Below are 19,264 nucleotides of genomic sequence, written 5' to 3' on the forward strand. Positions count from 1 at the left end.
TCGCATTCGTGTCAGATTGACACGGAGTTTTGCTCTCCCGATTGCGGTTTCGACCGGCCCTTGATATCCGATAAGCTCGATAGCTATGATTGGCATCGATGCTGTTGCACAATTCGGGGGGATGATGTGCATTCGAGACTCAAGGTTATACTTGTTGTTGTCGCTTTGCACTTCTTGGCTGCTGCAGCAATCGGAGAGCGCCGCCTGGCTGACTATTTCACGGTGCCTTGGTTCATCGAAATTTTTACCGTTCTGGTTCTCCCGTTCTTTGTTTGGGTTTTGTATCACAGCATTCAAGCTGCGCGAAATAGCGTCGCGCGACCGATACAATATCTGATTTCAAAAATAGTCGATGATCGAAGACGGTTTCAAAATGCCGCGATCCTATTACTTTGCTTCGCGATCGTAAATCGATCCTATCGCGCGTTAAAGGTCGCGATTCCAAGATTAAACCAATACTACGCAGACACAATTTATGCCGAGTGGGACCGATTCATCTTTGGCGTCGATCCTTGGCGAATAACGCATGAATTCATTGGGCCGGCAGGTACGACCTTCATCGATTCTGCGTACTTTATTTGGTTCAAGGTCATCCATGTCACGTTTGCTCTCGCTGCATTCTCACGTGACGAGAAATTTCAGCTCCAATCGTGCTTCACATATTTTCTTATTTGGATGCTGCTCGGAAATGTTCTGGCTATCTATATGTCCGCGGCAGGACCCTGTTATTATGAGCACTTCTATGGGAGCGATCGCTTTGCGCCCCTGTTCGCTAAGTTGTCTGAGATGAACCTCGCTGCCCCAATCTTGCAGGGGTATCTGTTGGACTTAGTTGGTGACGAGTCGATTGGGTCGGGCATAAGCGCAATGCCGTCCCTCCATTGTGCACTCACCATGTTCATCGTCCTTCTAGCCTATCGCAAGTTTGGCTTTGGTTGGCAGTTTGCGACTGCTCTCGCCTACCACATAGTAATCCTTATCGGATCAGTGCACTTGGGTTGGCATTACGCAGTTGACGGCCTCCTTTCGACAATTTTGGTGCCGCCGATCTGGTGGAGCGTCGAGAAAGTCCTATTCGGTTTCGATGCAAACCGGCGCTCGAACCCTGATGGGCCACGTCTAGCATCCGAACCGTTGTAAATCGGCATTCTACGACACAAGTATAAGAACGCTGATGTATCGATTGTGGCAGCGGATTAATCGCAAAGATGTCCGGGCCTCGAATGAAGCGATATCTTAACCACGTTTGCGCCATGGCTACCCGAACAGGAGGCAAAGGGCGCGATGAGCACTTTGGCGGCAACGCCGCACGACCATGACCGGCCAAGTTTCGCGGCGCTGTTGCGCAGCGATACCCTGCCGCTTGCCCTGCTTGCCGTGCTGGTGCTTGCCACGCGGGCGATCTGGTTTGGCGATCCGGTCGCGGATTTCGACGAACAGCTGTACAGTTTCATAGGCTGGCGCATGAGCGAGGGCGAATTGCCATTCGTCGACTGGTGGGACCGCAAACCCTTCGTACTGTTTGCCATTTACGCCGTGAGCCATGCCCTGCTCGGCCCGGGGCCGCTCGCCTATCAGCTGATGGCGTTTGCTTTTGCCCTCGCGGGCGCAGTGCTGACCTATTATCTCGCGCGGCGGCTGGTCGGTCGGTTTTCCGCCATGATGGCGGGCGCTATCTCGACAATGCTGCTGTGCGCCTACGCCAGCTATTCGGGGCAGAGCGAGGTGTTCTTCCTGCCCTTGATGCTGGGCATGGCGACGCTGCTGGTCGATCCCGACCATCCCAGATTCACCCGCCGCGCAATGTGGGCGATGCTGCTTGGCGGGCTGGCGTTGCAGGTGAAGTATACCGTGCTGCCGCAATGCGCCTTCTTCGGGCTCTACGCGCTGTGGGTGGAGCATCGTCGAGGCAGCACCCTCCCCCGGCTTGCGAAGCTCGCTTCCGCCTTCGTTGCGTTTGGCCTCCTGCCGAGCGCGCTGGTTGCTCTGTTCTACGCCGCTGTCGGTGAGTTCGACGCCTTCCTGTTCGCCAATGTCCTCTCATTCTTCGATCGTATGCCCGCGCCGCAAGGCCGCTGGGCTCCCGATCACTGGCTCGGAGTCTCTCCGCTTGCCGTGCTGGCTGTGGGCGGTTTCTACGCGGCCTTCCGCATGAAGCGACCCGAACCGTTTGCAACATGGGTGTTCTTTTGCGGCTGGGCTGCAGCGAGTGTGCTGACGGTGCTGCTGCCGGGCACGGTCTATCTTTACTACTACGCCGCCGTGGCCGCGCCAGCCGCATTGGTGGCGTTGCCATTGCTCGACCGCCGTGCGCCACTGCGCGCCTTTCCGGCGCTGGTGCTGTCGGCCGGGTTCTTAGCCCTGCTCGCCCTGCCTGACCGGTACGAATATTCGTTGGAGGAACGTCAGGCCGCCGACGAGCTTGCCGCCGCCATTGCTCCGCATGTTGGTGCTGACAGCGATTGTCTGTGGTTGTGGGACGGGCCGACCGCGCTCTACCGCATGACCGGCAGCTGCGTGCCGACAAAATTCGTCTATCCCGATCACCTCAACAATGCGCTCGAAACCGACGCGCTCGGCGTCGATCAGGCCGGAGAGGTTGCCCGAGTCCTGGCAACCCGTCCCGGCGCGATTGTTACAGCCAGTCGTCCGATGACCCTGCAGAACGAGCAAGCTACTGCACTGGTCGAAGCCGCTTTGGCTGCCGATTACGAAGAGCGCCTGTCGGTCGAAATGCACGACCGCACGCTCACGGCATGGATTCGGCGCAACTGATCAGCCGCTTTCGGCCGGCACAGAGCGTTGCCGGCTATCATGCCACAACCACAGGCCCGACCCGACGATCAGCACTGCTCCCAGCATCGAAATGAGATCAGGCGCTTCGTCGAAGGATATCCAAGCGAGCACGATGGCGATCAGTAATTGGCCATAGGTCATCGGAGCGACTGTGGCCGCACCCGCACGCTGGGTGCCTTTGAATATGAGCCAGTGCGCGGTGCTGGCGATAACAGCGATGGCACCAGCGCGCGCCAGCACATGCCATTCAGGCCAGAAGAAGCGCACCGCATCATAGCCGCTCGCATGCGCGATCGTTGCCGTCGGGACAAGCAACGCCGCCGCGCCGACTGCAACATAGGCCTGCGCCGCGAGCGCGCTACCACCGCCACGCGCAGCACGGTTGGCAATGATGAGGATAGACATGCCGAATGCGCAGACCAGCGGCAGCAAGGCTGCAAGGCCAATCTCCGCAAAATTCGGGCGCAGGATCACCAATACGCCGATAAAGGCCACGATGGTCGCCAATATGGTCGTCAACCGCAGCCGTTCGCCAAGGAAGACACTGGCGAGCAGAGCGGTCAGCATTGGCTGAGTGAATGTGATCGCCACGACATCGGCCAGCGGCATCAGCCAGACGCTGGCAAAGAACGTCACTGTTGCCAAGCCAACGCCAAAACCGCGCAGCGCCTGGATTGCAGGCCGGGGGATCTCGCGCAGGGGCTTCACGCCTTCGCGCATGACGAGCAGCGCCGACAGACCGATGGCACCAAGCGAATAGCGGAATGCCGCCAGCGCAGTCGGTGTCCACTCATCGGCAATGCTCTTGGCGACAATGTCACCGACCGACAGAAGGCAGAATCCGGACAGCGCGAATAGCAGGCCTGCCCTGTCCGATTGTTGCATGAAATGGTGCCCTTGCGCCGCGGCCCGCTTGGCCTCGGTTCGAGCGGCTTTAGGGGGCCGTTGCAGCCGGTTCAATCGCTTTGTCCGACCTTTACCGAGCGTTAAACACTCATGCTTAACAAGTCCCTATATCGGCCTCCCATCCCGGAGCCGAGCCAGGGGTATGCATGACCAAGCTCATCATCCAGATTCCGTGCCTGAACGAGGCCGAAAGTCTGCCTGCAACGCTGGCCGCCCTGCCGCGCCGTGTGGAGGGCGTGGATACGGTAGAGTTTCTCGTAATCGATGACGGCAGCTGCGACGGGACCGCGCAGGTGGCGAAGCAGTGGGGCGTGCATCACGTAGTATCGCATCGCCGTAATCGCGGACTTGCTGCCGCATTCCGCAGCGGTATCGACCGCGCGCTGGCAGAGGGCGCGGATATCGTCGTGAACACAGATGGCGACGGGCAGTATGAGGGCGCGGACATCGCTGCTCTGGTGGCACCCATCGTCGAAGGCCGGGCCGACATCGTGATCGGTGATCGGGGTGTGGCGCAAAACGCGCATTTCTCGCCGCTCAAGCGCCTGATGCAGCGCGTCGGCAGCGGCGTGGTGCAGAGCCTTGCGGGCACGCATGTGAGCGATGCTGTCAGCGGTTTCCGCGCAATCAGCCGGGACGCGGCGCAGCGGATCAACATCACCACCGAATTTTCCTACACTACCGACATGCTGATCCAGGCAGGTCGCAAGAAGATGGCGATACTGACGGTGCCGGTGCGCACCCATGCCGCTGTTCGACCCAGCCGCCTGTTCAAGTCCATCCCGCGCTTCATCATGCAGACGGGGATCACGATGGCGCGGGCGTTTACCGCTTACAAGCCGCTGCGCGCATTCGTCGGCACGGGATCGCTTATCGCCTTCATCGGCCTGCTACCGATCCTGCGATTTCTGTGGTTCTATGCCAGCGGAGACGGCGCAGGCCACGTGCAATCGCTGGTCATCGGCGGCGCACTGCTGGTGCTCGGAACGCTGGTGGCGATCCTTGGCATGGTGGCCGATCTGATCGCTGCGAACCGCAAGCTGATCGAGGAAAACCTCGCCCGCACACGCGCGCTGGAAGATCGCATCGCCGATCTGCAACGGCAGCAATCAGGGCCGCAGCAAAGCGAAAAAGCCCGCCGGACCGCCGCATGACAACGCTCGCCGCCGAAGAGCGCAGCGCGCCTTTGAGGGCGGCGCTGCCTGCGCAGAACTCGATCGTCTGGCCAGTCGCAGCGCTCGTCGTAGTATTCGCGCTGCAATTGCATCTGGTGTTTACCCGCTCGATCAATTGGGACGAATTCCACTACCTCGCGCTGGTGCATGAATTGGCGCGCGGCGAGCTTGCCCACCCGTTGCAGAGCTTTCACGCGCGCCTGTTTGCCTGGCTTCCCCTGCTCGAATTGCCGTGCGTCGATCAGGTGGTGCGCGGACGCCTGGTAATGTGGCTGTGCGAGATCGCAAGTTGCGCCGCTATCACCGTGATTGCGCGCCGATTTGTTACGCTGGACCGCGCGCTGTGCTGCGCCCTTGCCTACGCTTCGGTCATCTACGTGATGCAGCACGGCTTCGCGTTCCGCTACGACCCGCTTGCAGCCGCGCTGTGCATGGTGTCGCTGGCAATACTCGCACGCAGTCGCCTCAGCTTGGCAGCATTGGCGGCGTTTGCCGTGTTGATGGGCGTGGCCTTTCTGGTGACGATCAAAATCGTACTGCTTTTGCCCGCTTTTGCCGGTGTAACTTGGCTTCGCTGGTCCGATGCCGGGTTTGGACGCGCAACCCTTCTGCGTTTAGCCGCCGCCCCCGTGCTTGCCGCGCTGGTCGCCGGACTGCTTTACCTTTGGCATATCGCCGACATTGTCGAACCCGCCAGCGATAGCGCTACGCTCAATCGCTCAAGTAGTGCGATGTTCGGGTTCCTGCTGACAGGCAAGCTGGGCTATCTGGCACAAGCCGTGTTGGCAGGCATCCCGTTCTTCCTCACGCTGGCGCTGGCTATTCGTGCGATTGCACGTGGCGAGCGCTTTTCGACCGCAGAGCGCGTCGTCTTGGCTGGCCTTGCCGCGCCGATCCTGTGGGTGCTGTTTTACGAAAACACCTACCCCTATTTCTATACCTTCATGCTTGCGCCCGTTGCGGTTGCCCTGGCGGCAGGGATCGGGCCGATCGCAGACCGGTATGGCAGTGCGAAATTCGCCGTTTTCTGCGCTGCAATCGCCAGCGTCACCTGGGCAGGAGATGGACCGAGCCGCCTGGACACCCAACGCGATCTGCAAGCCACGATCAGCGATATGTTTGCAGAGCCGGTGAACTATTTCGACTTTCCCGATTTCCTGCCTGACCATCGCAAGGCCAATTTCTTCATGACCAATTGGGGGATGGAGAATTACATCCAGCGCAGCGAGCCGGAGTTTCGCGATACGATGCTCGAAACCGAGGTTCCGCTCCTCCTGACTATTGAAGAAGCGGCCAATCCCACTCTCTTCGCCGTAATGCACGATCTCCCACAAAGCCGCTTGTTCCATCCTGCCGACATTGCTGCATTGCGCGAAACATATCGTCATGTCTGGGGTCCGGCATATCTGGCTGGAACGGTGTTGGAACCGGGGGAAACACGTGTGTGGACGGTCTTCGTCCCCGGAACCTACACGGTCGAAGGTTCCCTCGAAATCGAAGGCCAGAGCTATAGAGATGGCGCACTCGTGACACTCGGACGCGGCAGTGTCGTCCTCATCGGTGATGACATCGCCCGGTCCGGCCTGCTGTGGGGCGATCACATCCAGATACCCGCTGCTTCTGCTCCAGCACGCCCCTATTGGACGGGATTCTGAGCATTGGCGCACCACATTCCCAAGCAGGATCACCCCTCACCGCCCGCGCTCGCTCCCGGCGCGATGATGCGATGGCATGCCGTTTCTTCCGGATTGCCCGAGCGGCTGGGTGAGGTACTCGAGATCGGTTGCGGACGCGGCGGCTTTGCGGCCAGGATTGCACCGCGTTGTCGCCGTTATCTGGCGCTTGAGCCGGACAATACTTCGCGTGAGATCGCCACCGGCACTGCCGGACATTGCGCGGAGATTTCCGGACAATTTGTAGAGGAATTGCCCGACACAGCACGCTTTGACATGGTCTGTGCATTCGAGGTCCTCGAACATCTGGAAGATGACGCGGCTGCGCTGTACCAATGGTCAGAGCGCCTGCGCCCTGGCGGACGCCTCATCATCAGTACTCCTGCCCATTCCAAGAGGCTGGGTGAATGGGATCGCATGGTCGGCCACCATCGCCGTTATGATGTCGAACAGATGCGCGAACTCCTCATCGCCGCTGGACTGACCGATGTGCGTGTCATGCTTTACGGTTATCCTGTGGGCAATGTGCTGGAGGCTGTCCGCAACCGGATCGCTGCGCGTCGAATGCGGCGCGCAGAATCGGCCAGCGATGACTACGCAACACGCACCGCATCATCGGCGCGCCTGCTCCAACCCTCTGGGCTGATGGCCTCGGCTGCAATGCGTCTCATTGCGCTCCCGCTTGCGATGATGCAAAAATTATTTCCCGGACGCGGAATTGCGCTGATCGCTTCGGCAACGATGCCCGAACAATGACCTCGCTCACGACACCTGACCGGAAATCTCGCGAAAGGCCGCAATGGGTGGCAATTGTTCGCGGTATCTTCGTGGGCGCAGCTCTCATCGCGCTTGGCGCCTATATCTGGCAGGATCGCGAAGCCATGAGCACCGCGATTGGCGAACTCTCGCCACTGCCTCTGCTGTTTGCCGGCGTAATGGCGGCAGGGTTCACGGTGACATCCTGCGCTGCGTGGCGGCTCCTGGTGACCCGCAACGACAAGTCGATCACCGTGGCCGAGGCATCACGTATCTATTTTCTCGGCCAACTGGGCAAATACCTGCCGGGCGGCGTCTGGCAATTCTTCGCAGCCGCCGAGCTCGGACGCGATGCCGGACTACCGCGTCTGCAAATTGTCTCCAGCTTCGCGTTCGCGCTCGCAGCAAGCCTGGCTGCAGGGAGCGTGGTGGTGCTGGCTGCCTTGCCGGAAGCACTACCGATGTTGGGATTGCAGCCACGAATGGCGCTGTTGGCGGCAGCATTGATCCTCGCCGCGCTGTTACATCCGGCTGCTCACCGCATCATTGCCAGGATCATCCGGACCGAGAATGCACCACAAGGGCAGCGGCTAGCTCTGTCGGTCACCGTGTCCCTTGGGACCTGGCTGTTCGGTGGCTTGCATCTGTGGTTTCTGGCCAGCGCGCTCGGGCAATCATTGTCGTTCGCCGATATGTTACCCCTCGCTGGCTGCTTTGCGGCAGCGTGGATTGCCGGGTTCCTGGTGATGATCGCTCCGGCAGGTGTCGGCGCGCGCGAGGCAACGCTGATATTGCTGCTGTCACAAACCATGAGCATCGCGGAGGCGGCCACAATTGCCATCGGCTCACGCCTGCTGATGACCTTGGCCGATGTGGGCGCCGCAGGCCTCGCGATGGCCTTTACGCACTCTCCAACTTCGCCAGCAGGCGCGCCACGCCCGCTTCGGGACTGAGTTCGCGCATTGCTGCATCCGGAAGCCCGGTCAGCCGATCTGCGCGGCCCAAAGCATTCCTGACCGCATCGGCCAGTGCCTGAGGGTCTTCCGGCGGCACGGTGATGATGGTCTGCGGGTGCTGCTGCGCCAGTGGGCTCATCGCCGGACCGCTGCGCGTGACGACCGGTTTACCCATGGCAAGGCATTGAAAAACCTTGTTCGGAATGACGCGAGAAGCCTTGTCCGAACCGCCAAAGATACCGAGACACAGATCGGCACGGGCAATCATGGCTGGCAGGCGCTCGTATTTCACCCATGGCAGATACAGAAGTCGCCGACTGCCCTTTTCGGCGAGGAAATGCCGCATGATCGGCTCCTCCTGCCCCTTGCCGATGATCACCCAGTGGATAGGATCATCCTGTGTCAGGCGCACAGCTTCCAGTATCGTGGCCAATCCATGAAGCGGGATAAATTGCCCGTAGAACAATACGACCGGTGAGCCGTCCTGGTGTGGAACGAGATGGTCGACTGATGGCAGATCCGGCTGCGGATCGAACAGGGTTTCGGCCCCGACGTGCACGGTAATGAAGCGATCGGCCGGTATGGCGTATTCGCGCGACAGGAAATCGCCATGCGCGTCGGTGTCGACCAGAATAACGTCGGCGCACATCAAACCCGCCTTCTCGAAAAGGCGCAGAAACCGCGCTTCCAAACCACGCTCGCTCGCCAACTTGCGGTCGCGAACGATGGTATCGTGGATAGGCAGGAAAGCATCGAGCACCACAGCGCGGCCGTTGATCCGTGCGAGCAGGCTCGCTGCGAAAATATCGGGCGTGCCGGGATAGGGCAGCAGCACGCCGGCATCGCCGGGCAATCGCGCCAGCCGCCAAAGTGCCCGCGGCATCCCTGTCAGATAGCGAAACGCCGCGCGGAACAATTGCCGCTTTCCGGCGACCGACTTGTCCGCAACATCGCTCCAGACAGGCACGTGGATCTCTGCTTCCAGGCGCCCTGCCTTTCGCAAGGATTCGAGCAGGAGCCGGACACGCGGCTTGCCGTCATCATAGGCACCCCAGGCAACGAACCGCTTATTCATGGTATCGAGATATGGAGGAGCAGCAAGGCAGTGCCAAGCGCATAATCGTCGCTTTAGTCGACAGATTTCCCTTCTGATTCCGAAAAGGTTTGCGAAATATTTACCAAACTCGGCGACATCGGTTCGTGATTAGCCGGTTTTCCATTTGGAAGGCCGGTTTGTGGGACAGACTGAGGAATTTCGAATGAGCGCTTTCGGAAGAAAGAATGGATCAGGCGGCATGGCCAAGGGCGCGCGCCCCAGCTTTGGCGTGGCCAAGCCGATGCGCGGAGGTTCGCCCAGTCCCAAGAATACCAAGGAGGAAACCCCTCCCCCAGCTGGTGGTGAGCAATTCCCGCCCGTCCCCGCGGAGGGCGCGCCCGTCGGCGGCGGCGCTGGCGGACAGCAAGATGACGCGATGAGCCGTCTGGCCGACCGCGCCAACGCCGTTCACGAACAGCAGGAAGTCGGCGGCTTCGAAGCCAGCGTCCACAAGATCAAGGAACAGGTACTCCCGCGCCTGCTCGAACGTGTCGACCCCGAAGCCGCAGCTACCCTTTCGAAGGAAGAGCTGTCCGAAGAATTCCGCCCGATCATCATGGAAGTGCTGGCCGAGCTGAAGGTCACGCTCAACCGCCGCGAACAATTCGCGCTGGAAAAAGTGCTGATCGACGAATTGCTCGGTTTTGGTCCGCTGGAAGAACTGCTCGGCGACCCGGACGTGACCGATATCATGGTCAATGGCCCCGACCAGACCTACATTGAAAAAAACGGCAAGCTGACCATCGCGCCGATCAAGTTCCGCGACGAAGGCCATCTGTTCCAGATCGCCCAGCGCATCGTGAACCAGGTCGGCCGCCGCGTCGACCAGACCACGCCGCTGGCCGACGCCCGTCTCAAGGACGGTTCGCGTGTCAACGTGATCGTGCCGCCGCTGTCGCTGCGCGGCACCGCGATCTCGATTCGTAAGTTCTCCGAGAAACCCATCACGCTTGATATGCTCAAGAACTGGGGCTCGATGAACGAGAAGATGTGTACCGCACTCAAGATTGCCGGTGCCTGCCGCATGAACGTTGTCATTTCCGGCGGTACGGGTTCGGGTAAGACTACCATGCTCAACTCGCTGTCGAAGATGATCGACCCGGGTGAGCGCGTGCTGACCATCGAGGACGCCGCCGAGCTTCGCTTGCAACAGCCGCACTGGTTGCCGCTCGAAACCCGTCCGCCGAACCTTGAAGGCCAGGGTGCCATTACCATTGGCGACCTTGTGAAGAACGCCCTGCGTATGCGTCCTGACCGCATCATCCTGGGCGAAATTCGTGGCGCCGAGTGTTTCGACCTCCTCGCCGCCATGAACACCGGCCACGATGGCTCCATGTGTACGCTTCACGCCAACTCTCCGCGTGAGTGCCTTGGTCGTATGGAAAACATGATCCTGATGGGCGACATCAAGATTCCGAAGGAAGCCATCAGCCGCCAGATCGCCGAATCCGTCGATCTGATCGTGCAGGTGAAGCGCCTTCGCGATGGCTCGCGCCGCACCACGAACGTCACCGAAGTGATTGGCATGGAAGGCGATGTGATCGTGACGCAGGAGTTGTTCAACTTCGAATATCTCGACGAAGGCGACGACGGCAAGATAATCGGCGAATTCCGCTCGAGCGGCCTACGTCCCTACACGCTTGAAAAGGCGCGCCAGTTCGGCTTCGATCAGGCGTATCTGGAAGCCTGCCTGTAATTTGAGGGCAGTTCACCGCTAGGCCGGGCAACCTATCCGCTGATCAATCCCACGAAGCCGAATGCGAGCAGTGCCAGCCCGACAAATGTGCTGAGCACGCCAATATCGCGCCACGGCATGATCCCGACATCATCGGGATGCTTCCTGCGCGCACGTCGCCTTTCGCCCCACATCGCCACCGCTGCCAGTGCCAGCATCACCGCACCCGCGAGGGTATAGCGCATCGCATCGCTGGCAAAGAGGATGAAATCGGGCCACTCCATGGCGCGCCATATGGATAGCCCGGCTCTTTGCGACAATGCTTGATTGCAAGCCGCGCAAGCCTATGGCGTGGCGTGTGAATCAAACTGCATCCGATGACGCCGGCGACCGTCCGCTGCTCGCGCTTGTCATGCGGCTTGCCGGGATTGCCGGATTCGCAGTCATGGCGGCGTGTATCAAGCTGGCATCCGAGAGCGGTATCCATCTGGCAGAACTGATGTTCTGGCGGCAATTCATCTCGCTCCCGATCCTGCTGGCATGGGCAATGCTTGCCGGCGGGCTTGGCACACTCGCCACCAAGCGTCCGCGCGCGCACGCCATGCGGGCAGGCTATGGCATCGCCGGCATGGTCCTCAATTTTGGCGGCGTGATCCTGTTGCCGCTGGCCGAAGCAACGACGTTCGGTTTCACTGGCCCCTTGTTCGCCACGCTCCTGTCGATTGTAATCCTGCGTGAAACTGTCGGTATCTGGCGCTGGTCTGCGGTTCTTGCGGGATTTGCCGGTGTCGTAATCATCGCGCAGCCGGGGGGAGGCAATATCCCGCTATTCGGCGCTGCAGTCGCACTTGGTGGTGCATTCATGATTGCGCTGATCTCGATCCAGATCAGGGACCTTTCCCGGACCGACAAGCCGCTCGCCATCGTGTTCTGGTTCAGCGTTGCCACCGTCGTTGCCACGCTGCCGATATTGCCGTTCGTCCATAATCAGTTGAATACAGGACAATGGCTGCTCCTGCTGGGGATCGGTCTCGCCGGCACCTGGGGGCAAGTGCTGATTACGATGGCGCTGCGGTTCGGCAAGGTCTCGAGCGTGATCGTGATGGATTATTCCAGCCTGATCTGGGCTACGCTGCTGGGTTGGCTGATTTTCTCCAACCTCCCCACCATTTACACATGGTTCGGTGCGCCCCTGGTGATTGCGGCTGGCATCATCATCACATGGCGGGAACACGTACTGAGCAAGCAACGGCTTGCCGAACAGGCACGATTGCCCGGAACCTGATGGCCGCTTAAGGATTGTTTGCCTACAGGCCCGCCGTTCAAATTCTCGCGGGTGCAATTTCAAGGAGCCAGAAAATGGCACGCAAGATCATTCTAGCTTTCGCGGTTGGCGCTCTCGCCCTGTCCGCCTCTGCCTGCAACACGGTAAAGGGTCTGGGTAACGACATTGAATCCGTCGGCGAAGCTGGCGACCGCGCCATCTGACAATTCAATAACCCTGTTTCAGGGTCGCAAGGTGTCCGTCGGAGCAATCCGGCGGACGCCTCACGTGCGTCTGTATACCAGCATGATATTGTTGGCAGGCATCGCCACACGGCGCGTTCGCGCCAATCCATTCTTGGCTGCCAGCGCATCGATCCATTCGGTATCGCGCAGGCCCCAGCGCGGATCGCGTGCTTTCAGGCTTTCATCGAATGCCAGGTTGGACGGTGCAGTGTCGACATCCGGTTCCTTGTACGGGCCATAGAGCAGCAAGGGCCCCCCATCCTTCAGGATATGTCCTCCACCAGTCATCAGGCCCTCGCTCGCTTCAGGCGGGCTGATATGGATCATGTTCACGCATAGCAGTGCGTCGGCGGATTCCACTGGCCAGCGTCCGGCGGACGCGTCGAGGCGCAGGGGCGGCTCCAGATTGGCCAGTTCCGCTTCACTCGCCCAAGCGGCTATCGATGCGACCGCCTCCGAATCGGGATCGCTTGGTTGCCATCTAAGTGACGGAAAACGTCGCGCGAAATAGACGGCATGTTCGCCCGAGCCACTAGCCACTTCGAGTACGATGCCCTCGTCGGGCAATTCTTCTGCCAGGACCGCCGCAATAGGATCGCGGTTGCGCTCTGTCGCGGGTGCATAACGCTTCAATTGATGCGCCTCGGCCCGGCAGCGGCACGGGCGCGGCGCTCGCGCATTGCAAGCCACCACAGCAAACCCGCGGGGCCCGCAACCACAGTCAAAAGCAGGACCGGAGCCTGCAACCAGCGCGAAAAGCCCTTGTGGTCCGCATCCTTCGCAATCCATGTTCCAACAAACAGGTCAAAAGCGAGGTAGTGGATCCAGCCTACTGTCACGCCGCCGTCACTCAAAAATATAGCTCGAACCCCCGAAATATCGGTGAAAGAAACTGATTTCGGTTCTCCATGTGGCACGGGGTCGACCAAGTCCCATTGCAGGAGGATCAAGAGCACTGTGTAGGCCAAACACAGAAGGCCTACTCCCACATACATGACGATCGACTGGGTCAAATGCGTTCGTGGCAACACAATCAGCACCAGCCATGCGAGCACAGCCAGCAGGTTGGCGATGGCGAAAATTGTATCCCAACTCATTCGTGAGCCCCTTCGAAACGGTTGGCGAGGCGCTTGATCGCGTCATGTTCATGCACGAACTGGCCACCGGCCTTCTCCGCCGTGCACTGAAGCGCTGCTGCGGCGACAATGTGCCCGGAGATGGAGCGGTATTTCGTGGCATTGCCGTGCAGCAACAGGTCTGTCACCGGCGCGAGTGCGCGACCGATCCCTTCCAGAGGGCGCAAGTCATTTTGCCGCCAACCGCGCAGCAGTCCGGGTCGAAGGACGTCGAGGCGGGTAAAGCGGAGCGACTTGAGGTCGCGCTCCACCTCGCCTTTGGTGCGCAAATAGAGCGTTCGCGATGCCGTGTCCGCACCGACCGACGAGATGTGGACGAAACTGCGCGTGCCAGCTTCCTTGGCGGCGCGCGCCACATGCATCACCAGCTCGTAATCGACCGCGCGCATCGCTTCCCCGCTTCCTGCCTTGGAGCGGGTCGTACCAAGGGCACAAATCACCGCGTCGGGTGCGAGATCCTCTACTACGCCGCCCCAGTCTTCCGGCTGGGCCAGCACCAGTTCCATGCGCGCACCTTCAGGGAAAGCCATCTCCCGCCGTGCGAGCCCTTGCAAGATCACCTCGGGCATACCCGGCGTGCGTTCAATCACGCTGCGTCCGATCAGGCCGGTCGCGCCAACCACCAGTACGCGGCGTTTCGCAGACGCATCGTCAGACATTGGAAAGCCCCTCTGGCACCGATCCGAAGATCTTCTGGTATTGGCGGATGGCGTAGTGATCGGTCATCCCGGCGATAAAGTCAGCAATAAACCGCGCACGTTCGGGCTCGCCGTCCGGGAAGCGGCCGGACCAGTCCTGCGGCATCAGGCCGGGGTCCTGATCGAAGGCGGCATAAAGTTGCGCGATGACATCTTTCGCAAGGCCTGCGGTCCGCAACTGCTCCTCGTGATGGTAGAGCCTGTCATACATGAAGCGTTTCAGCTCGCGTTCCTGTTTCGCCATGCCGGGCGAGAAAGCCGCCAGTGCGCGGCCAGCGCTGCGCACGTCTTCGATGCTGGTGACGCCCACGAGATTGGCGCGCGTCGTGTCCAGCACATCATTGACCATCACGCCGATCTGCGTGCGCACCAGTTCGCGCAGCATTTCCTCGCGCGCGGCGTGCGGGAACCGGCGTTCGACCTCGCGCCATTGGTCGGCGATGAAATCGAGTGTGAGCAGGTCATCAAGCTGGAGAAAACCGGCGCGCAGGCCATCGTCAATGTCGTGATTGTCATAGGCAATATCGTCCGCCAGCGCGGCAACCTGCGCTTCGAGCGAGGGCCAGCGATCGAGGTCGAGCGGATATTGTGCGTCGAGCGCCGCCAGCGCCCACTGCGGATCGGCAAGCGGCCCGTTGTGCTTGGCCAGGCCTTCAAGCACTTCCCAACTCAGGTTAAGCCCCTCCATCCCGCAATAGGGGCTGTCGATCCGCATCACCGTCCGCAGGGTGTGGCCGTTGTGGTCGAAACCGCCGCGCAGCTGCAGGGCAGCATCCAGCGCATCCTCGCCCGAATGGCCGAACGGCGGATGACCGAGGTCATGCGCCAGGCACAGCGCCTCGGTCAGATCCTCATCGAGATCTAGGACACGCGCGATAACGCGGCCGATCTGGGCGACTTCGAGGCTATGCGTCAGGCGGACGCGGTAATGATCGCCATCGGGCGCGATGAAGACCTGCGTCTTGCCTGCAAGCCTGCGAAACGCAATCGAGTGAATAATTCGGTCACGATCGCGCTGGAAAGCGCTGCGCGGTCCGCGCACGCTGTCGCCAGGAGGAGAGAATTCGCGCCCGCGGCTGTGGGCGGGGTCGGCTGCAAAGGGCGCGCGGGACATGAGTTAACCGCTACGTCGCCGCCCGCCGCCTGACAACGGGAACAGCGCGAGAACGCCGCGTGAAATGCCCTGTTCGCCGCCGATTATCCGCCGATAATCCAATCGGCTGCGGCATCGGCATGGATGCGCATGCAATCATAGATGGGAACGACATTGGCATCGATGTCGACAATCAGTTCCAGCTCGGTGCAGGCCAGGACGACAGCCTGCGCTCCCTGGTTCTGGTAAAGCGTGAACATCGATCGCAAGGTTCGCTCGGATTCCTTGCGCGCCTTGCCGACCATCAGCTCTTCGTAAATGATCCGGTCGAGCTGTTCGACATGATCCATTTCAGGCGGCAGAAGATCGACATCGTGCGAGACAAGCCGCCGGCGGTAGAAGCCTTCTGTCATCACATTGCGCGTGCCCATTAGCGCGGCACGCTTGATGCCATCCGCTTTCATTTTCTCGCCGACACACTCGGCGATATGCAGGATCGGAACATCGACCTGCGCCTGCACTTCGCGGTAGACCTTGTGCATGGAATTGGCACCGATTACGAGCATTTCCGCACCCGCATCGACCAGACGCTGCGCCGCCTCCGCGATCACCTTCGCGCCGCGCTCCCAGTCCTCTTCGCTCTGCAACTGGTAGATTTGCGAGAAGTCGAGGCTCTCGATCAGCATCGGTGCCGAAGCACGCGCGCCCACTTCGCGCTGGACGCGTTTGTTGATGCGTTCGTAATAGCGATGGGTCGAGACCCAGCTCATCCCGCCGATCAAGCCCAGCTTGCGCAAATCATTCCCCTATATGCCCTGCAGCGCGCAGGCGCCCGCAATCTGGCATCGTATTAGTGGCAGCACTCCTAATCGAGTGACTTGACGATTTCCTCAACCATCTTCTTTGCATCTGACAGAAGCATCATGGTCTGGTCCATGTAGAAGACATCGTTGTCCACGCCGGCATAGCCGACACCGCCCATGCTGCGCTTGATGAAGAAAACCTGCTTGGCCTTGTCGACATCGAACACGGGCATACCGTAGATGGGTGAGGACTTGTCGGTCTTGGCCGCCGGATTCACCACGTCGTTCGCGCCGATGATGAAGGCAACGTCCGCCTGGGCAAACTCGCTGTTGATGTCCTCCAGTTCGAAGACCTTGTCATATTCGACGCTGGCTTCGGCGAGCAACACGTTCATGTGGCCCGGCATACGCCCTGCGACGGGGTGGATGGCGTACTTAACCTCGACACCCTTTTCCTCGAGCAGATCGGCCATTTCGCGCAAGGCGTGCTGAGCCTGTGCGACTGCCATGCCGTAGCCCGGGATGATGATGACCTTTTCGGCCTGCTCCAGCATGAAGGCGGCGTCGGCTGCGCTACCCTGTTTGTAGGGGCGCTGTTCGCCAGCTTCCCCGCCGCTTGCACCGCCGCTATCCGCGCCGAAGCCGCCCGCAATCACGCTGATGAAGCTGCGGTTCATTGCCCGGCACATGATGTAGCTGAGGATCGCACCCGACGAGCCGACAAGCGCACCGGTGATGATCATCGCGGTATTTCCCAGCGTGAAACCCATCGCCGCTGCGGCCCAGCCCGAATAGGAGTTCAGCATCGATACCACGACGGGCATATCCGCGCCGCCGATGGGGATGATGAGCAGGAAGCCGATGATGAAGGCCGCCGCTACGATGGCCCAGAACAGCCAGCCCTCGCCCGCACCCGCATCGGGAGCCATGGCGTAGAGCGCCGTACCGACAATGATCGCCAGCAGCGTGCCCAGATTGATGACATGACGCCCGGGCAACATGATCGGCGAACCGCTCATCCGGCCTGACAATTTGGCAAAGGCGATGACCGAGCCGGAGAAGGTGATGGCACCGATCGCTGCGCCCAGCGTCATCTCGACCCGGCTGACCGCGGTGATGTTGCCGCTCGCATCAAGCAGCCCGAATGCATCGGGATTGAGGAAGGCCGCAGCCGCCACTAGCACGGCGGCAAGGCCGACCAGCGAGTGAAACGCAGCGACCAGTTCCGGCATCGCCGTCATGGCGATCCGCCGCGCGACTGTTACCCCGATGATACCACCAAGGAAAATGGCAATCGCAATTTCGACAATGTTGGCAATGTCATGCGTCACCAGCGTGGTGATGACGGCAATGCCCATACCGATCATGCCGTTGCGATTACCTGCACGGCTGGTGGCCGGGCTGGATAGTCCGCGCAGGGCGAGGATGAAGAATACGCCCGCGATCAGGTAGGCCAGCGCAACCCAAGGGTTCACCGCGCCGCCTTCGGCACCGGCTGCAAGGAAGGACAGGCTCATTTACTTATCCTTCTTCTTGTACATCGCGAGCATGCGCTCGGTCACGGCAAAGCCGCCGAAAATATTGATGCTCGCGAGCACCACGCCGAGCAGGCCGAGCCATTTGGCGATGTCGCTTCCGGCTTCCGCCGCCGCAATCAGCGCGCCCACGATAATCACCGAGGAAATCGCATTGGTTACAGCCATCAGCGGAGTGTGCAGCGCCGGAGTAACCGACCACACCACGTAATAGCCGACGAAACAGGCCAGCACGAAGATCGAGAGGATTGATATAAAGTCCATCTGGCTTACCCCTTCAGCCTCTCGTTCACGATCTCACCGCCCTGCGTAAGCCGCACGGCGTCGCCGATCTCTTCATCGAGCAAAGGCTTGCCCGCTTCCTTGTCCCAGAAAGCGTTGAGAAAATTGTACAAATTGCGGCTGAACAAGGCGCTGGTATCTGCTGCCAGATGCGCCGGCGTGTTCGAAAATCCGATGATTTTCACGCCGTGCTTCACGACTGTCTCATCCGGCTTCGAGCCTTCGACATTGCCGCCCTGTGCTACCGCGAGATCGAAAATCACGCTGCCTTCGCGCATCGTCGCAATCTGCGCGTCCGAAATCAGGCGCGGAGCTGCGCGACCGGGGATCAGCGCTGTGGTGATGACGATATCCTGCTTGGCGATGTGGCTGGATACCAGCTCGGCCTGCGCCTTCTGGTATTCCTCGCTCATTTCGGTGGCATAACCGCCCGAACCTTCACCCTCGATACCCTCGACGCTTTCCACGAAGACAGGCTTCGCGCCGAGCGACATGATCTGTTCCTTGGTGGCGGAGCGGACGTCCGTTGCCGAAACCTGCGCGCCAAGCCGCTTGGCTGTGGCAATCGCCTGAAGGCCCGCGACGCCGACACCCATCACGAAGACCTTGGCAGCACTCACGGTACCCGCTGCGGTCATCATCATGGGGAATGCGCGACCATAGGTGTCTGCCGAAGCGAGAACTGCCTTGTAACCGGCAAGGTTGGACTGGCTGGAAAGGACGTCCATGCTCTGCGCACGGGTGATGCGGGGCATGAACTCCATCGACAAGGCTTCAAGCCCTGCCTTGGCATAGGCTTCGACACGGTCCTTGTTGCCGAACGGGTCAAACGTGGCCGCGACCCATGCGCCGGGCTTTGCGCCCTGCAAGGCAGCCGCGTCGGGTGCCTGGACACCAAGCACGATGTCCGCATCCTTGACCACCGCGCTGGCCGGGCCGACCTCGGCTCCAGCCTTGCGATAGGCCTCGTCGGTAATCGACGCAGCCGCGCCCGCACCTTCTTCAACCGCCAGCGTAGCGCCGAGAGCGGCGAACTTCTTGACAGTTTCAGGCGTGGCAGCGACGCGGCTTTCGCCCGCCGCGCGCTCTTTCAGAACCGCTATGCGCATTCGCTCAGGCAATCAGCAGGACGACGATGAAGGTGATAACTGCGAGCAGCGGAACCGACCATTTCA

20 protein-coding genes are annotated in these 19,264 nt (G+C 60.5%); 9 read left to right on the plus strand and 11 right to left on the minus strand.

All coding sequences use genetic code 11. The annotated features are described in order from the left end of the window. Positions 1–174 precede the first annotated feature (174 nt). Together AAC850_RS01235 and AAC850_RS01240 are read left to right on the plus strand one after the other, a co-directional pair. Complete coding sequence (locus AAC850_RS01235) at positions 175–1,140, plus strand: phosphatase PAP2 family protein (protein ID WP_340586655.1); 966 nt, start codon at positions 175–177, stop codon at positions 1,138–1,140. A gap of 144 nt (positions 1,141–1,284) precedes the next feature. Further along, entirely contained in the window at positions 1,285–2,775 is a 1,491-nt protein-coding gene (locus AAC850_RS01240; RefSeq protein WP_340586658.1) for an ArnT family glycosyltransferase, read from the plus strand. Here the strand turns inward: AAC850_RS01240 and AAC850_RS01245 are convergent, their stop codons facing one another. After that, positions 2,776–3,681 (minus strand): DMT family transporter, encoded by a 906-nt coding sequence (locus tag AAC850_RS01245; protein ID WP_340586663.1) that lies wholly within the window; start codon positions 3,679–3,681, stop codon positions 2,776–2,778. It abuts the gene before it with no gap. A gap of 167 nt (positions 3,682–3,848) precedes the next feature. On the opposite strand from AAC850_RS01245, the gene AAC850_RS01250 reads away from it, so the two are divergent. The 4 genes from AAC850_RS01250 to AAC850_RS01265 are packed head-to-tail and all read left to right on the plus strand — an operon-like array spanning position 3,849 to position 8,259. After that, positions 3,849–4,856, plus strand: a complete 1,008-nt coding sequence (locus AAC850_RS01250; RefSeq protein WP_340586666.1) for a glycosyltransferase family 2 protein — start codon at positions 3,849–3,851, stop codon at positions 4,854–4,856. Next, positions 4,853–6,532: a hypothetical protein gene (locus tag AAC850_RS01255; protein WP_340586669.1), complete on the plus strand. Its 1,680-nt coding sequence runs from the start codon at positions 4,853–4,855 to the stop codon at positions 6,530–6,532. Before AAC850_RS01250 ends, AAC850_RS01255 begins: the two co-directional genes overlap by 4 nt. Positions 6,533–6,535: 3 nt before the next feature. After that, the gene (locus AAC850_RS01260) at positions 6,536–7,306 is read left to right on the plus strand and encodes a class I SAM-dependent methyltransferase (protein ID WP_340586672.1); all 771 of its coding nucleotides are present in this window, start codon (positions 6,536–6,538) and stop codon (positions 7,304–7,306) included. Beyond that, positions 7,303–8,259 carry a lysylphosphatidylglycerol synthase transmembrane domain-containing protein gene (locus AAC850_RS01265; protein ID WP_340586675.1) on the plus strand — a complete coding sequence of 319 codons (957 nt, stop codon included), beginning with the start codon at positions 7,303–7,305 and terminating at the stop codon, positions 8,257–8,259. Before AAC850_RS01260 ends, AAC850_RS01265 begins: the two co-directional genes overlap by 4 nt. On the opposite strand, the gene AAC850_RS01270 is transcribed toward AAC850_RS01265, so the two are convergent. Beyond that, positions 8,207–9,337 (minus strand): glycosyltransferase, encoded by a 1,131-nt coding sequence (locus tag AAC850_RS01270; RefSeq protein ID WP_340586677.1) that lies wholly within the window; start codon positions 9,335–9,337, stop codon positions 8,207–8,209. The two genes, AAC850_RS01265 and AAC850_RS01270, sit on opposite strands and share 53 nt — an antisense overlap. Positions 9,338–9,521: 184 nt before the next feature. On the opposite strand from AAC850_RS01270, the gene AAC850_RS01275 reads away from it, so the two are divergent. Continuing rightward, complete coding sequence (locus AAC850_RS01275) at positions 9,522–11,054, plus strand: TadA family conjugal transfer-associated ATPase (RefSeq protein ID WP_340586680.1); 1,533 nt, start codon at positions 9,522–9,524, stop codon at positions 11,052–11,054. Between the two features lie 32 nt (positions 11,055–11,086). Here AAC850_RS01275 and AAC850_RS01280 read toward each other — a convergent pair whose 3' ends face one another. Further along, the gene (locus AAC850_RS01280; RefSeq protein ID WP_340586683.1) at positions 11,087–11,317 is read right to left on the minus strand and encodes a hypothetical protein; all 231 of its coding nucleotides are present in this window, start codon (positions 11,315–11,317) and stop codon (positions 11,087–11,089) included. Between the two features lie 74 nt (positions 11,318–11,391). On the opposite strand from AAC850_RS01280, the gene AAC850_RS01285 reads away from it, so the two are divergent. After that, positions 11,392–12,318: a DMT family transporter gene (locus AAC850_RS01285; RefSeq protein WP_340586684.1), complete on the plus strand. Its 927-nt coding sequence runs from the start codon at positions 11,392–11,394 to the stop codon at positions 12,316–12,318. A 74-nt stretch (positions 12,319–12,392) separates the two neighbouring features. After that, a complete protein-coding gene (locus AAC850_RS01290; RefSeq protein WP_340586686.1) occupies positions 12,393–12,521 on the plus strand; it encodes an Entericidin EcnA/B family protein in 129 nt (42 codons plus the stop codon). Between the two features lie 60 nt (positions 12,522–12,581). Here AAC850_RS01290 and AAC850_RS01295 read toward each other — a convergent pair whose 3' ends face one another. From AAC850_RS01295 to AAC850_RS01330, 8 genes are all read right to left on the minus strand, one after another. Next, positions 12,582–13,175, minus strand: a complete 594-nt coding sequence (locus AAC850_RS01295) for a DUF938 domain-containing protein (protein WP_340586687.1) — start codon at positions 13,173–13,175, stop codon at positions 12,582–12,584. Further along, positions 13,172–13,639 carry an ABA4-like family protein gene (locus tag AAC850_RS01300; protein WP_340586689.1) on the minus strand — a complete coding sequence of 156 codons (468 nt, stop codon included), beginning with the start codon at positions 13,637–13,639 and terminating at the stop codon, positions 13,172–13,174. Before AAC850_RS01300 ends, AAC850_RS01295 begins: the two co-directional genes overlap by 4 nt. Next, entirely contained in the window at positions 13,636–14,337 is a 702-nt protein-coding gene (locus AAC850_RS01305) for an NAD-dependent epimerase/dehydratase family protein (RefSeq protein ID WP_340586691.1), read from the minus strand. Before AAC850_RS01305 ends, AAC850_RS01300 begins: the two co-directional genes overlap by 4 nt. After that, positions 14,330–15,490, minus strand: a complete 1,161-nt coding sequence (locus AAC850_RS01310; protein WP_340586692.1) for a deoxyguanosinetriphosphate triphosphohydrolase — start codon at positions 15,488–15,490, stop codon at positions 14,330–14,332. The genes AAC850_RS01305 and AAC850_RS01310 overlap by 8 nt, the downstream gene beginning before the upstream one ends. Before the next feature lie 83 nt (positions 15,491–15,573). Continuing rightward, positions 15,574–16,266: an aspartate/glutamate racemase family protein gene (locus AAC850_RS01315; protein WP_340586693.1), complete on the minus strand. Its 693-nt coding sequence runs from the start codon at positions 16,264–16,266 to the stop codon at positions 15,574–15,576. 68 nt (positions 16,267–16,334) lie between these two features. Further along, the gene (locus AAC850_RS01320) at positions 16,335–17,789 is read right to left on the minus strand and encodes an NAD(P)(+) transhydrogenase (Re/Si-specific) subunit beta (protein ID WP_340586695.1); all 1,455 of its coding nucleotides are present in this window, start codon (positions 17,787–17,789) and stop codon (positions 16,335–16,337) included. Beyond that, positions 17,790–18,071, minus strand: a complete 282-nt coding sequence (locus tag AAC850_RS01325; protein WP_340586696.1) for an NAD(P) transhydrogenase subunit alpha part 2 — start codon at positions 18,069–18,071, stop codon at positions 17,790–17,792. A 5-nt stretch (positions 18,072–18,076) separates the two neighbouring features. Continuing rightward, the gene (locus tag AAC850_RS01330; protein WP_340586698.1) at positions 18,077–19,198 is read right to left on the minus strand and encodes an NAD(P) transhydrogenase subunit alpha; all 1,122 of its coding nucleotides are present in this window, start codon (positions 19,196–19,198) and stop codon (positions 18,077–18,079) included. Positions 19,199–19,264 lie beyond the last annotated feature (66 nt).

The sequence above is a fragment of the Erythrobacter alti genome (genome assembly GCF_037996805.1).
In the GTDB taxonomy this organism is placed as follows: domain Bacteria; phylum Pseudomonadota; class Alphaproteobacteria; order Sphingomonadales; family Sphingomonadaceae; genus Alteraurantiacibacter; species Alteraurantiacibacter alti.